The sequence below is a fragment of the Eubacterium aggregans genome, from assembly GCF_900107815.1.
Lineage (GTDB): Bacteria > Bacillota > Clostridia > Eubacteriales > Eubacteriaceae > Eubacterium_O > Eubacterium_O aggregans.
This window is the reverse complement of the sequence record NZ_FNRK01000004.1, coordinates 1-15827: the sequence shown is the minus strand read 5'-3', so window position 1 is coordinate 15827 and position 15827 is coordinate 1. Positions and strand designations below refer to the sequence as shown.

The following is a 15827-nucleotide window of genomic DNA, read 5'->3' as shown; positions in this document are numbered from 1 at the left end:
TACTATGCGCATACTCTTATTAGAACACCCCCGGACTCCCTCCCCGGACCGTCAGAATGATATTGCCAATACCACCCTGGCCTCCTGCCTAAACTCCGGCTATCTGGCCTCCACCCTGCTCGCCGCCGGCCACTGCGTGGATTTGGTGGAGGGTTATATGGAAAACCTGAGCTACGATGCCATCGAAGCCGAGGTGGCGGCCTTCCGTCCCCAGCTCCTGGGCATCCATCTGGTGTACAATTGGGAGGATAACCACACCCTCTACACCTTTATCGCCCAATTAAAGAAAAAATACGCCATCACCCATGTCACCGTGTACGGCTACTACCCCACCTTTGCCTACGGTGAAATCTTTGACCGCTGCCCAGCGGTGGATACCGCCATGCTGGGGGAAAATGAAATCACCATCACCCATCTGGTGGACCATCTGAGGGATTATCAGGGAATCAAGGGCTTGGCTTACCGGGAAGGTGAGGGCATTGCTGCCACCTTTGGGGAACGGGTGGAGGATCTCGACAGCCTGCCCTTTCCCATCCGCAAGGCCACCAGTTACCCCGGAGGCGAGGTCAATATCTTTGGCAGCCGGGGCTGCTACAACGATTGTACCTTCTGCTATATTAACCCCTACTACGGGTCAGAACGGGGCTGTGTCAAATGGCGGGGACGCTCCCCGGAAAATATCATTGCCGAGATCGATACGATTATCGCCCAGACGGATCACCGTTATTTCTACTTTACCGATCCCAATTTTTACGGTCCCGGCAAAGTGGGCCGGGATCGGGTCCTGAAGCTGGCCGCACTCCTTAAGGAGCGGCCCATTACCTTCGGCATCGAAGCCCGGGCCAACGACATCGACGAGGAGACCACCGCCGCCCTGGCGGAAGCTGGCCTGAAAGACATCCTGGTGGGCCTGGAATCCGGACGGGATGAAACCCTGGCCCGGCTCAACAAGCACACCACTGTCAGCGATAACGAACGGGCCCTGGCCATCCTCCGACAAAACGGCATCGAGCCCAATGTGGGCTTTATCATGTTCGAGCCCGACGCCACCTACGATGATCTTAGGGCCAACCTGGCCTTCCTGAAGCGCAACCATCTTTTAGACCGCCTGGAAATCTCCGTGAATGTCCTCTATCACCACCAGATCATCCTGGCGGGGAGCAGCAGCTATCAGGACCTCAAGGCTGCAGGACGGCTGAATATCTCCGACCACTCCGTCTACGAGGCCGACACGGACTACATCCACCCCGAGGTGGCCGCTCTGGCCGCCCTCATGCGGGGGATCACCAACCACATCTTCGATTATATGGCTGATACCTGGACGGCCTCTGCCGCCGGAGATGCCGACACCGTGGCCCAATACAAGGCCATTAACACCTTGCTGGTGGGGGCCTTTGAAGCGGCCCTGGGTACAGCGGATGCACCCGCCGGGTTTGAAGAGCAGTTGGCCGCTGTTTGTCAGGAAATTGATGGGATTATTGCCAGCGGGCATTAAATAGAAAAAGCGGGAATGCCTTTTAAAGGAAATTCCCGCTTTTTCTATTTGCTCCCTCATCCCTTTTCGATCAGTTCACCTAAAACATCATAAAGCCTTTGGGGCTCAATGGGCTTGGCCAAATGGGCATCCATCCCTGCTTCCAATGTCTTTTTCACATCATCCTCAAAGGCGTTGGCTGTCATGGCAATAATAGGGATGGACCGGGCATCAGGCCGATCTAGCTTTCGGATTCGGCGAGTAGCTTCCAGGCCATCCATTACCGGCATTCGGATATCCATCAGGATAGCGGCATAGACCCCAGGCGCCGATTTTTCAAACATTGCGATCCCCATACTTCCGTTTTTTGCATGGTCCACCAATACGCCCTGATGCCCCAAGAGCCGGGTTGCAATCTGGGCATTCACCGGATGATCTTCACACAATAAAACCCTTTTGCCCGACAGGCACTGGACATCTCGTTTAACGGGTTGATTTTTTTCAAATGCAATTTTTTGTTCATCGGTTGCGATGGGAAGCTTTAGGACAATGGTAAAGGTCGTTCCTACTCCCGGTGTACTATCCACGGCGATAGTGCCTCCCATCAGTTCAACGATTTGTTTGCTGATCGTCATCCCCAAACCAGAACCTGTATATCGACTCGTCATATCACTGTGTTCCTGGCTAAAAGGTTCGAAAATTTGTGGTATAAACTCAGGGTCCATTCCAATTCCGCTATCCTTTACCACGATTCGGTTCACCAGGGCATGGCCTTCAATCCCCAAATTCTCCATTACAAAATCGATAGATCCCCCAGTTGGCGTAAATTTAATGGCATTTCCGACAATGTTCATCACCAGCTGCTCCACACGGCCTACATCCAAGTATAGGGTGGTAAAGGGTAGCCCATCGGCTTGGATATTAAAGGTGATGTTTTTCTTCTCCAAATTGGGCCGAAGGAGTGCCAGAGTATTGGCAAATACGGCCTTTCCGTCACACACAATGGGATGTAGCTCCATCTGCCCCTTTTCAATTTTACTGACATCCAGAGTATCATTAATCAGGTTTAGCAGATACCGACCGGACATCTCCAATTGGGTAATATCCTTCTGAATTTCTTGCCAATCCCCCTTCTCCCGCATGAGTTTGGTCAACCCCAAAATCCCGTTTAAGGGGGTCCGCATATCGTGGCTAACCCGGGAGAGAAAATCTGTTTTGGCTTCATTGGCCTTCTCTACCGCAGCCATGGCCTGTTTAAGTGCTGTAATTTGCGCCTGTTCCTTTTGGTACACAGCAGTGATATCCTCGGAGGTGATCATGATGATTTCACAGCTTTCATCTAAATAACAAAACCTCAGCTGACGACGAACGGTCCTTCCGTGGATTGCCTTTGAGAATGTGATGCTATACGTACCATTTTTTGAAAGTAAATCCTTCAGCTTATCAAAATCCATCAAGCGAAGGAGGGCATCACGGTCCTCTTCTCCCACAACTTCTTTTATATGGTGCTGATACCTTTCCGCTAGGATTGACAAATCGATCCGTTCCCTCACCACAGTATCCGTTCCAATATTTTTGATCATAAATTCCCCGGATTCCAGATTCAGAGTTGCTAACACCTCATATTGGCTACTGGTGACGCGCTCCAATATCCTTTGGTCCATCACCCGCTTCGTCACATCATAGCTATAGATGAAGGCAAGGATTTCCCCGGTATGAGGCTCCATAAAAGTTTTGCAGTGAAGCTCTACCCACCCCAGGCGCCTCCCTGAAAGGGGCCGAGCATATTCCACCGAAACCTCCGTGTCCCCGGCCTTACAGGCTGCCATCAGACGCCGTCTATTGAAGCAGCTCCGGATTTCTGATTGTTGCTCTGGATAAAGGGCGCAACCGGCAATGACCTCTGTGGCCTCATCGTAGCTGGCCACCTCTGGAGGAATATAATCCTCTTCCATTTTTACCAGTCGGTATTCCATCTGATTTTTATTCAGGTTATACCGTGCCTTTAAAATGAGGTTATCAGCATCAAAACGGTCGATATCATCCATCTGTTTCTGGTATTGTAGCTCCGCATTTTTCTCAGCATCCACATTGGTAAAGCTACAGTAGAGCAGACGCTTCCCATTATCCACAGCCACCGCAGTGCCTAAAAGACGGACCCACATGGACTGACCGGTGGCATTTTTCAGACGATAGGTACAATCGAGGCTGTTTCCCCCCTCCTCAATTCCCACCATCGCCTTCCGGAGCCTTGGTCCATCCTCTGGGTGAATGTCATCTAATACTTCCATTCCTTTATGGGTATCGCCACCCTTCCACCCAAGCATCCGGTAAAAGCCTTCATTGAGGTACATGGGTACAACCCGATCCATAAACACCTCGTAAATCCCAATTCCCCCGGGTACGGAGCCCACCAGCCGCTGTAATGCCTGACGATCCGTATATTCCTTTGTCGCATCCGAAATATACAAAATATAGGCATCAATCCCATTCCAATCCATGGAGCGAGCATAAATATGCAGATAAAGACCATTGATATGTGTGCGATGATACTCCAAATACTCTTCTTTTGGCAAAGCTCGCAGATCTTCCTCACAGAAAATTTGATTCACACTGGGAATCAAGTCGAAAAGATGCCGTCCGATAATTGGGATATCCTTTGGTATGCCTTCAATCTTTCTCCACACCTGATTGGCGTAAAGAATCGTTCTTTTTTGTTTATCGGCAATAAAAACAGCCGTGGTGGAATCCTCCACCACCCGTTTATAAAGTTCGGTCTCCTGGGGAATTCTGGTGTAAACAGCGTAGTAAATCGGAAAGCCATCCTCCACCCCAATCATATTGGCCAAAAGCTGGACCCAGACCACACCGCCATCCTTATGATTGAGCCGATAGATAACCTGTATATCCCCACCAGTGGAAACGGCAGATTCCACCGCCTGCTGAACTCGAAATCGATCATCAATATAAATGGTGTTTTCAAAAATACCATCATCAACCCACTGCTGATATTCCGCCATGGTCCGACCGCTAAGTTTAGGAATGCCTTCGCTGGAATAAATCGTCTTAATGGTCTTTCCAATTTTATAGATGGCCACACCCCCTGGAATGGCATTGATCAGGCTGTCCATCTTGGCGCTGTTTTTCTTTTCCTGCTCAATATCCATGATTCCCCCGATGGCGCGTTTCAGCATTCCCTGGGTATCCCGCTCTAAGATCCCAACCATCCGGGTCCAGCGGTATCCACCATTCACCAAAGTCAGGCGCAGAACCGCTTCCACTCTGGAATTTCCCGCATCTATTTCTCTAAAAAAGCGAAGGAGCTCCGGTAAATCATCCGGGTGGATAGTGTCCAGGCTTGCACGATTGTTTCGAATGGCCTTGGGGCTTTCCTGGCTAATGGCGTAATCCTTAAAAGATGGTGAACAATAGAAGCTTTCATCCTCAAGATTCCATTCAAAGACAGCAGCCTTCAGCTCATCAATGACAATCTACTGCCGCTCGACTTCCATCGCCTGTTGTTCCTTCTCTTCTACCCGGTCTACCATCCCTTTTCTCCTTCCTATCCTCCCCAAAATTGCTACTTTGCTATGATTTTATTATACGCCATTCTTCCATAGTGAACAATGGATATTTCAATCAATCCTTCGCTGTGTTAGAATAAAGAAAAATGCCTCAAAAGGAGTAATTATGCGCTATATCGACAGCCCAATGACCGATCCCACCTGGAACCTTGCCCTGGAAGAATATGTTTTCGACCATTTACCAAAGGATGAGGATTATTTTATGCTCTGGCAAAATGACAACACCGTCGTCGTCGGTAAATACCAAAACACGGATGCAGAGATTGATGCCCAGGCTGTGGCTGAGCAGAAGGTCACCGTCGTGCGGCGCCTTTCTGGCGGAGGTGCGGTTTTCCATGACATGGGCAACCTGAATTTCACCTTCATTACCGATGCCAATACCGTGTCGGATTTTGATTTTCTTCACTTTACAAAGCCCGTCCTGGGGACCCTGGCCCGCTTTGGCATCACTGCCGAATTCAATGGCCGCAATGACCTGACGATCAATGGTTATAAATTCTCGGGGAATGCCCAGTACACCCGGGATGGTCGGGTCATGCATCACGGGACCTTGCTTTTTTCCTCGGATCTCTCCCGGGTACAAAGCATTCTGGCATTCAAACCTGAAAAATACAAACAAAAGGGTGTAAAATCCGTTCGATCCCGGGTTGGTAATATTTCTGATGCCCTGACCGCCCCCCTATCCCTGGATGAATTTAAAATCGCCCTTCTCGAAGAGGTCTTTTCTGAGGGAGATGTCCAGACCTACACCCTCACGGATTCAGATCGGAGAGCCATTGCCGACATCCAGGCCGAGCGTTACGCCACCTGGGAATGGAATTACGGTGCTTCCCCCGGATACAACGCCACCCGTTCCGGACAATTTGACTTTGGTGGCATCACCCTTTACCTGAATCTGGTGGATAGCATCATCCGGGATATCCATATTTGCGGCGATTTCTTTGGAGATGGGGTGGATACCCTGTGCCACCTGCTTGTGGACTTGCCCCTGGATAAAAAAATCCTCGAAAGCCGCCTCACCGACGATTCCCTAAAGGGTACCATCAATGGACTGACTTCCAAGGATTTACTCAACCTTCTATTCCATTAAATCAAACACTTATTGTTCTCTTTTTCGATAGCCTATAGCAATGCTGCCCGCTAATCCCAGAAGCAGTACAGCGGTCAGAATTCCAGCTGCATCGCCGTTGATACCAGTTTTTTGATTGCTGCTTCCAACTGTCGCTGTGATACCTGTTGTATCGGTTTTTTCAGTTATGCTATCGGTGCTGCTATCTGCTGTCGGTTCATCAGAGGTTCCTGGAATAGGAACCTCAATTTTTTTCGCCAATACCACAAAATCCGAAAAATTGTCCACTGTAAAGGTCACAGTTTTGGCGTCTTCATCGTACACCGCCTCTAAAATTTCAATGGTGCCATTATCCTTGATATGGACGACCTTGACGCTGCTGGTGTTGTAGCCACTCAGATCCACAGGCAGGGTGATTTTTATTCCCCCGTCAACGGGTGTCCCTTCCATCTTGATATTAACACTGAGGACGGTGCTTAATTCTCCAGCAGCATTTTCTGCCTTGGTGATACTGTCTGCCGCAACATCGTTGCTGGTGGTAATCTTCGTGTCCACGGGCAGGTCCTTCCCATCGGCATCGGTTGCGGTTGCGGTTCCACCGTTCATTTCCGACTGGTGATTTTGATCCGCCAGTGCCTTGGCCGCAGCATTCACCTTATCCACGGCATCCTTCACCAGAGCTTTTGCTCCGGTACTCAAGGCATCGTAGCCGTCATTGACAGCCTCCATGGCATCGGCCACACCGCCATTATTATCGGCAATCTTACCCTCTGCCAGAGCGATTTTTTCCAGTAGCACCTGGGCCGCCGCCTGATCCTCTTCTGCTGCAAGCTGGGCATCGGTTTTGATGGCATCCATGGTGGTTTTTGCCTGGACGACCTGTGCCTGAACTTCTGATACAGCAGCATTGACATCATTGTCTTTTACTGTAATCCCCGCAATGGCAGCTTTAGCATCAGCGATGGTCTTGGCCAGTTCTGCTTGCTGAGCTTCCCGATAGTCGTCTGCTTTCTTGTATTGATCCAGCACCTCCCCTGCTGCTTTTTTAGCCGCATCCAATGTGGCGGCTTCTTCTAAGTCGTAGTCCGCATCGGTTTTAATGGCTCCAATGGTGGTCTTGGCAGATTCCAGAGCGCTGGTTACGGCCGCCTGATCTGCTGCTGCATCAATGGCAGCTTCCCCATCTTTAATAGCCTGGGCAAGGGCTGCTTTTTCTGCATCCCGATATTTCTCTGGCTGATTGAGCTTTTGGAGCTCTGCTTTTGCTTCAGTTTTAGCCGTTGCTAATTCCTCTGCGGTAAGTTTAGCATCGGTCTTGATGGCATCCATAGCGGTCTTGGCATTGGTCAGAGCCTGGTCAATTCCATCCTTATCCGTTGCCTTATCAATGGCTTGGCTGCCCTTTTCGATGGCTTTATCAATTTCTGTTTGCTGGGCCTCACGATAATCTTTTTTATCCACATAGCCCTTCAATTCTGCTTTTGCCTCATCTTTTTGCTTATTCAGTGCGGCTTCTGCCGACAACTCCGCCATCTTCTTTTCGGCATCGGTGAGGTGCTTCAGGGTATCCTCTAACACTAAGGCTTTTTGAGCATCACTTAAAGCATCATAAGCGGTACGGGCATCCTGTACCGGTACCAGATAAGCTATAGTTAAATCCTGGGTGTCTGGCAGTCCATTAATTTTGGTTGTGACCTTCTCTGCTGCGGCTACATCAGCCTTTAATTGGGCAAGCCGGGCTTCGTCATCGGTGAGACGCTTGACATCCTCTGCTGAAATTTTAGCCTTTGCTTCATCGGTTAGCGCATCATAAGCCTTACGCACTACGATTAGCTGCTCTTCATCCTCCAAAGTGATTTCCTCAGCCGGTTTCAACCCACTGAGCATTCCCTGAACCTCTTCTAATGCTGCTTCTTCAGGTGTGATGAGGGTAATATAGGTAATGGAAGCTTCTTTTTCACCTTCCTGTACGATAATGCGAAGGGTCTGATGGGTCGGTGTCCCTTCATAGGTCCGGGTGGTGCCCTGGGCACCGTTGATATACACATTGGCATCCTCAGAAGCATCCACGGTAACGTCAAAGTCACCCTCTACTGCGGCGCGGTAAGTCGATACCCCATCCTTTAAGGCAATGGCGTTGCCATCGACCGTAATCTTCGTTGGTGCTGTTGTTTTGCCCACTGCGGCATCCGCTTTATTCTGAGTAGTATAAATGGAAGTAATCTCTGTGGATTTTTCTCCAATGGCTCCCGCGTAAATATTGGAAGCAGTCCCTACCTTAACATATTTTACATTGTCTACACTAACAGGATGTCCCTCGGCATCCACAGCCCATTCGAGGTCGAACATCCCATCCTTGGTTTTTCCACTGCCTAAATATGGATTGGTGGCTTCGCCTTTAACGGTGTTATTAGCGTGCGTATCGACATATCCAAAATCTGGATAGGATGCGGAAGCGCTGCCGTAAGGATCCTTCGCATCGGCAACCAGGTGCAGGCCGGAAACCGTCATGGCATTTTCTTCCCCTGCTGCGAAAGTATGGAGAGGATAATTGCCAACCAGCGGATAGGTATAGTTGGTTCCACTGGTGCCATCACTGGCCGTCCATGAAGATGCCCCACTGGCTGTCTTGGTATAGGTCATGCTGTAGTTCCAGTCTGCTTCATCATCGTAATAAGTGGAACCTGCCAGATAATACCAGTTGACACCATCCGAGGATACCTGAACCCAACCAGGCTCCGCCGCACTCTGCTGCTCTGCAAAACAGTTTCCAAAGGCGATAAAGTCGATGCCGTTGGGGTTGGTGGGATCATTGGTGATGGGGGTATCGAATTCATAGGTGATATACCCCCCAAAGTTCCCCAGACTCTTGAGAGAGCCGCCATACTGCAGTGTTTTTTCCGGCAGCATCCCATAACTGGCACTGTTTGTATACTGGGAGCCCAGGCACAGGTAGTCCACTACCCGGCTGGGTTGTACGCCTTCCTCACCCTTTGCCGTGTAGGCAAATTTGTAGCTATACTGTACGTTGCTGGAGGCATCGTAGAGAATAATTGTAGCCGCAGTACCACTGGTTGTCAGTGGCGTTGCCATCGTCAGTTGATAGGTTGTTTCTTTTTCACCTGCCGTACCCGTCAGCTTCTTGGCATCACTTTTACTGCCATTGTACACCTCGTAGCCATTGGGCACAGTGAAGCGCATATCCACCGATGTAATCCCCCGATTGATGAGAATATTTGGCGCAAAATCGGTGGATACAAAGCCTGTCCCGAAGAAAGCCGCTCCCTCAGAAAGCTGGGCAGAGGTAATCTTCATATCTGCTCCATTAGCGGTAACCTGTTCAATCTTGATGATATAAGTGTTTTCTGCCCCTTCACTCCAGGGATCCTGGGTACCGGCCGCCATACGATCTGCCCAAATTTGAGAGGATATCACCTCATAAACTAAGGTGGTTCCATCCGCCTTGACACCATAGCTTTGGGTGTCTGGTTTTTTAGAGGATACATCTGCCATCAATTCGGTGGCTGTCCCACCGTCCACAGAAACCCGCACATGCTCGAAAGCATCCCCAAAGGTCGGGGTCAATGCCATTTCCTTTGTGTTCGCAAAAGCATAGGTCGTGTATTCAGAGGTACTGCTGCTCCATCCCGTGGAAGTTCCAACCACACCACCGGGGCTTTTGAAGAGCGTTCCTTCAGCCTTCCCCTTATAAGTTGGATAAGTCTGGGCTGCTGTACCATCTGGCTGGACTGTCATACCCGTGATCGTCTTGGTCGCCGTGTAAGGACGGTTGACCTTAAAGGTATAGGTTGTGGTGTTGTTGGCCTCCGTCTTATCACTTAAAACAATTTTGATGGTGTTGTCCCCTGGATATAAGGCGTAATTCAGGGTGTTGGATACCCCAGGATTAATCGCTGTGGAAGTTTCCTGTCGAGTTGAATCTTTATAATATGCCTTTCCAGTATACTTGTCCCCATCATAGGTTGGTGTGAACATAAAGGATGCCAGGCCTGCATTCGTACTTGTCAGATTGTATTCCAACTGAGTGGCGTGGAAACCGGCGCTACCACTGGTCCATCCAAAAGAACTATATGAGCTTAACGACAGGTTATCCATATACGGCACGCCCTCACCGGCAATTTCCAGCGAAATCCCCCCCTTGACTGTATTAAGCAGGGATGATTCTGAGGACGTGGCGTAAATGATCACGGGGCCATCCTTAATGCCTGTCACTACTCCTTTTTCATCAACAGTCGCCACGGTTACATCGCTGGAGGTCCAGGTGAAGGTTTCCCCATCCGTTAGTCCCTGGGCCTTTAATGCTAAGGTCGATGGGGTTGATCCTTTCTGCAGGGTGAAGTACTTGGAATCACTGCCATCTGCCCGGGTCACCCGGACGCCAGATACATTGATGGTGACCTCATCGTAGTTGGTCGGATCATTGGTATAGCTAAGCTTAACGGTGGTCGTCCCCGGCTTCACTGGGGTGATGTTCAATTTATTGGAGGAAATCTCTGCCACGGCTACTGAAGCGTCACTGTTTTCAATCTTGAGCAAGCCATTATAATCACTATTCGGCAGACTAATGGTTGTCGTTGTAATATTGCCATCCTCCGGTAGCGTGATGTCCTTGGTATCTAATCCAATCGTGACCTGATTCGGTATAACGTAAATTGTAAACCATTGGCTTTCGGAATAGCCGTCCTTATTGGCTGTCGCCTTTAAGGAATAACTTGTTGAGTAATTGGGCTTTACCAAGGTGACCAGCCCATTGGCATCAATGGTACATCCCTTATCTGATGAGCTCCAGGTTACGGTATCATCCCCATCGGTATCTACCGCCGCTTTTAATTGAATCTGATTATCTTTAGCAGCATCCCAAACATAAAGGTACTGGCCCTTGTAACCGGTACGATCAAAGATCGGCGTTCCCTTTTCTGCCGTCACACTGACTGGCACCTGGGCAATGGCATTAACCGTAAGGGTGAAGATTTCAGAATCTGCTTCGCCGTCGTTGGCCTTCAACTGAAGGGTATGGATTCCAGCTGTCTGTGGATAGTAATAGACAGAAGCATATTCTCTGGTCCATTCCCCATCATCTTCCTTCGACCAATAGGTCATGGAATCTTTATCAGGATCCTCAAAAATACTGCTCATGGTATAGCTTTTATAGGTTCCATTGTGGTAAGAGCCATCGGCGTAAAAATATTTAGCATATAACTCTGCGGTATCAAAATGTGATACCCCTTCCTTGATCACCGGGGCCTGGTTATTGCTGGCTTCAATGGTGACCTGATAGGTATCTGTAGAATCCTCGTAGCCATCATTTGCCGTAAAGATTAGAACATCCCCATCCGCAGGCTTGTAAGAATAATTCACCGCCGCATCCACAGCTTCTTCTCCATTAATGCTAACCTTGTAGGTCAGGGTATCTTTATCTTTGTCCGTAAAGATGGTGGATAAATCCACCTGATACCGGGTATCTGCCATAACCTTTTGGGTCACTGCTGCATCAACCCCCTTTGCACGGGTTGGAGCGGTATTCGTGTACTTGACGGTAATGGTGTAGGTTTCCGCCGGAACACGGGACGCCTCATTCATTGTCGGCCAGCTTGGATCGCCATCGGTTACGGTAATAACTGTACCATTTTCTACCGGAACTCCTGCGCTACGTTTATATTCCGTGCTGCCTACAAAGCTTCGAACTTGAAAATTCTTATTGGCAGCCGTTGGAGTCACCACTACGGAATTTATTCCTTTTTCAAGAGTTAATGTGTAGTCTTTTGTCGTCCCAGAAAATGTGGGGCTTAGCGTTCCCACATTTGTACTTAAAGCCTTTAGTGCTTTGTTATTATTCCCCCAACTGCCTCCGAGGTCTTCACCATAATTACAGGAATACGCAATATCGATGATATCTCCAGCTTCCAGTTTTCCTGCCTTCACCGTAAAGTCAGCAAACCCACTATTGGTAAACCAATCATTAAGGGTTCCCATCCATCCAGAAGCTGAGCCTCCGTCAAAGGCTGCCAAGCCATTGATTTCAGAAATATAGTTGCTTTCCGCACCAATCTGGGAATAGTTGTTTTTAGCCAGAGCCGCCTGTACCGCAGACATCATGGTACTGTCCTGATTAATATCGACCCACTCATCTACCAATGTGCCCTCCCAGGGTGCCCCATCCGCTTTGGTGTAGGTATTGTTCTCTACGACGACACGGACCTGATTATCGTGGGATTCCACTGCCATGACAGACATTGGAATCATGCCCATGATGAGCGCAATTGCCATCAGTGCCATCAAAAGACCTTTAATCTTCTTCATTCAAAATTCTCCTTTTTCATAGTTTTTTTATATTAACCGGCAAACCGGATTATTGCCATTTTTCATATCGTTTTCGTCTTAATGCTAAAAAAAGCCAGGCTCCAACCTATGTTGGAGCCTGGCTTTTTTCTCATCCTAAATCCATAAGTCGAACCCATTATACCTGGGATTCCAACTCATTTCAGGCTACAGACCCACCGACACATATGCCGATCCCCTGGATAACGTTCTGGATTTTCACCGGATTGCCCTCAGATGAGAGTACCTTATTAAATTATTTCAACAAAAAACCTCCACGGTAAAGTGGAGGTATCAATAACCTATTTCCTTCGTTTCCACTCGACCCTAGTAAAACCTGTTCCTGACTTTCACAGTAGCGGTGGAGCTGTCGACCCAGGGCCTTCTTCCAAAATGTTTTACTTAAAATTATCTTAGCATAATTTTTTATCTTATGCAAGGGAAGAATATGGATATCTTCATGGATTTTTTACGCTCTTTTCAATCCTTATGCACCAACGTAATTTCCTCCCCTGGCTGTAGGATCAGACGCCCCTCAGCATGGAAGGACTCTGCAACGGACAAATCAAAAAGGCGCTGGCTATCGGCTGGGGCCACATGGATGGGGATGGCGTGGTTAGCTCTGATGATGGCGGCGCACTCCGAAGCCTCTTCCGGGTTCATATTATACACCCCATCGATACACAGCAGGGCATAATCGATGTTTTCCTTGGATAATACCGCTTCCATGCAGTCGGTGCGGGAGGTATCTCCGGAGCCATAAACCTTTACCCCATCGATGACCATCACATATCCCACGCAGGCATCCCGGTCGTGCTTTAAATTATAAGCGGGAACCGCCCGAACAATAAAATCACCGTAGGTTTTTTTCAGGTATTGTCCCTCTTCAATCATATCCGCTGCCCGGAGGATGATGCCATCGGCTTTCATTCTCACTAAATTCAAATTGGTATGATCGTAATGCTCGTGGGTGATGAGCACGAAGTCTGCGGGCAGCTCATAGCCATCCCCCGCATAGGGATCGACGTAAATCACCCGGCCATCCGCCGACTGGAGCCGGTAACTGCCATGCCCCTGGTACAAAAGCTTCGCCATTGATAGGCCCTCCTCATTTCTTGAATAATCTTTTATAATGATTATACCCTAAAGGGCCTAAAAAATCATGAACGAGATGCAAATTGTATTTTTCTGTCAAGTCTTTTCTCCACCCTTAGGCTTTGTGTTACAATGGACCCAATGTATCGTATCAAAAGGAGAGTCCATGAAATCACATTCCACCACTGCTTTGACCCGCCCCATGGTCGTTTGCCTGCTTGCCTTGGTCTGCTGCCTCCTTTGGGGCAGCGCCTTTCCCTGTATTAAAATTGGTTATGGCCTTTTCCAGATTACTGGGGATGACCGAGCCAGCCAAATCCTCTTTGCCGGACTGCGCTTTACCCTGGCAGGACTTCTGGCCATCCTCTTTGGCAGTCTTTTAAACCGCCGCCTCCTCATTCCCCAAAGATCCTCCTGGGGACCAATTCTGAAGCTTTGTCTCTTCCAAACCGTCATTCAATACCTTTTCTTTTATATGGGTCTGGCTGGCACCACCGGGGTCAAGGCCTCCATCATTACCGCCACTAATGTTTTTTGGGCCATCCTGATGACCTGTGTTGTTTTTCGTCAGGAGCGGCTAACGGCGCCTAAGATCCTCGGGTGCATCCTGGGTTTTGCCGGGGTCATTGCCGTTAATGTATCCGGAGGGGGCCTTAGTGGTGGTTTTACACCTACTGGGGATGGCTTTATCATGATCTCCGCCATCTCCTATGCGGTATCCTCCGCCCTCATTGGCATCTATTCCAAAAAGGATAACCCCGTTACCCTAAGCGGCTATCAATTTGTTTTAGGTGGACTTATTCTCACCCTGATCGGTGTGGTCCTCGGAGGACACCTTACCCCCACCGCTCCCGGAGCCTATGGGATGCTCTTGTACCTTGGCTTTGTCTCCGCTGTGGCCTATTCGCTGTGGAGCCTTCTGCTCAAGTATAATCCTGTCTCCACCGTGGCCGTTTACGGCTTTATGAACCCCATTGCCGGCGTGGTTCTCTCTGCCGTCCTGTTGGGAGAGCAAAGCCAGGCCTCCGGCCCAGTGGTTATCATCGCCCTGGCCCTGGTGTGCTTAGGGATTTTTGTGGTGAATCGACCGGGGCCCCCTCATCATCATTGAGGCGTCTTTAGTCCGTTTAAATCCCGCCCTTTCTTCCCCACTTAAAAAGAGCCCAATCCTTCTGGAGTACAGAAGAATGGGCCCTGACTAAGCAGTGGGTGCCACGGATTCAGACAGCTTTTCCTTCGCATTCTGCCAGGGAAGCATAGCCATAGAATTTCACCATGGTGGTCATGATGATTTCGATGATATTCTCCCGTCTGGATAACAGATCCATGAGATTGGCCCGATAACGCAGCAGGGTTTCCATGGAGTAGGTTTTCAATTCTGCCCGGAGATAGGTTTCGAAGGAGGTGTCATCGTCCCGGTCATCCACGGTATAGAGCTTTCTTCCCGCCGATGCGGTTTTAGGGTATTTTTCCGCAAACACAGCCCGACAGGCCGTTTGAATGGTGACAATCCCCTCAACGATCTCCAGGGTCTTGGCATCGATGGCCGGGAGCTTATCCGCAAACCGGGCGTACTCCTGGGGAGCTGTGGTTTCCATCATACGGGCGTATTTCTCCGTCATGAGGTTTCTCCCCTCTGCCACGGCCTTTTTCAAATCCTGCCAATAGGCTTCCAGGGTAGGGATATCCCAGGAGGAAAATTGACTCACCCGCATCATCGTGAAGGTTTTTTTCTGGAATTGGCAGTCTGCCTTTCCGCCGGCGTTGTTTACATTGTGAAACATGGGCCATTCTAAATCCAGTACTTCTTGCAATACATTCATTGATAATCCTCCTTAAATTCGTCGCAGCGCGTCATCGGTAATCCGGCTGAGGATGGCCCCGGTGTGATGATCCAAAAAATCGGAGTCAACCTGGGAGAGGCCCATATCCAGAAGCACCACCCGTATGCGGTCAGAAATTTTCTCGATGACCCGAACACAGTCGTCTGCGGTATTAATCTGGCAGCGCCAACGCAGGATATCCACCCCCGACCATTTGTCCCGTTGATCCGGGGCCAGGAAGAGGGTCCGCAGCAGGGGTTCTAAATCCGCTAACAGGGGTAAATCCCTTAACCCCCGGTGCATCCATTTGTAGTATGGGGCATACCGATGGTTAAGCAGAAAAGCAGTCTGGAGTGTTATCATAAAAGTACAGTCAAAAATGCAAGGAAATGATAAAATAAAGAAAACAGAGAGGACTGTACACCCCAATGGCAAAAAAATAC

General features: G+C 49.3%; 8 protein-coding genes. 3 read left to right on the top strand and 5 right to left on the bottom strand.

Going from position 1 to position 15827, the window contains the following annotated elements; genetic code table 11:
* Positions 1-4 precede the first annotated feature (4 nt).
* On the top strand, positions 5-1495 hold the full coding sequence (locus tag BLW33_RS03145) for a B12-binding domain-containing radical SAM protein (RefSeq protein ID WP_090305371.1): 1491 nt from the start codon (positions 5-7) through the stop codon (positions 1493-1495).
* 56 nt (positions 1496-1551) lie between these two features.
* On the opposite strand, the gene BLW33_RS03140 is transcribed toward BLW33_RS03145, so the two are convergent.
* Entirely contained in the window at positions 1552-4755 is a 3204-nt protein-coding gene (locus tag BLW33_RS03140; RefSeq protein ID WP_090304958.1) for an ATP-binding protein, read from the bottom strand.
* 409 nt (positions 4756-5164) lie between these two features.
* Between BLW33_RS03140 and lplA the strand changes: the two genes are divergently transcribed.
* Positions 5165-6148 (top strand): lipoate--protein ligase, encoded by a 984-nt coding sequence (lplA, locus tag BLW33_RS03135; protein WP_090304956.1) that lies wholly within the window; start codon positions 5165-5167, stop codon positions 6146-6148.
* 9 nt (positions 6149-6157) lie between these two features.
* Here the strand turns inward: lplA and BLW33_RS03130 are convergent, their stop codons facing one another.
* On the bottom strand, positions 6158-12448 hold the full coding sequence (locus tag BLW33_RS03130; RefSeq protein WP_090304954.1) for an Ig-like domain-containing protein: 6291 nt from the start codon (positions 12446-12448) through the stop codon (positions 6158-6160).
* Positions 12449-12946: 498 nt separating this feature from the next.
* Positions 12947-13561 (bottom strand): MBL fold metallo-hydrolase, encoded by a 615-nt coding sequence (locus BLW33_RS03125; RefSeq protein ID WP_090304952.1) that lies wholly within the window; start codon positions 13559-13561, stop codon positions 12947-12949.
* A 166-nt stretch (positions 13562-13727) separates the two neighbouring features.
* Between BLW33_RS03125 and BLW33_RS03120 the strand changes: the two genes are divergently transcribed.
* Complete coding sequence (locus BLW33_RS03120; RefSeq protein WP_090304950.1) at positions 13728-14672, top strand: DMT family transporter; 945 nt, start codon at positions 13728-13730, stop codon at positions 14670-14672.
* A 109-nt stretch (positions 14673-14781) separates the two neighbouring features.
* Here BLW33_RS03120 and BLW33_RS03115 read toward each other — a convergent pair whose 3' ends face one another.
* Both BLW33_RS03115 and BLW33_RS03110 read right to left on the bottom strand, forming a co-directional pair.
* Positions 14782-15384, bottom strand: coding sequence for a DUF4125 family protein (locus BLW33_RS03115; protein WP_090304942.1), 603 nt, complete (start codon positions 15382-15384; stop codon positions 14782-14784).
* Between the two features lie 12 nt (positions 15385-15396).
* Positions 15397-15747 carry a hypothetical protein gene (locus tag BLW33_RS03110; protein ID WP_143032579.1) on the bottom strand — a complete coding sequence of 117 codons (351 nt, stop codon included), beginning with the start codon at positions 15745-15747 and terminating at the stop codon, positions 15397-15399.
* Positions 15748-15827: the final 80 nt, after the last annotated feature.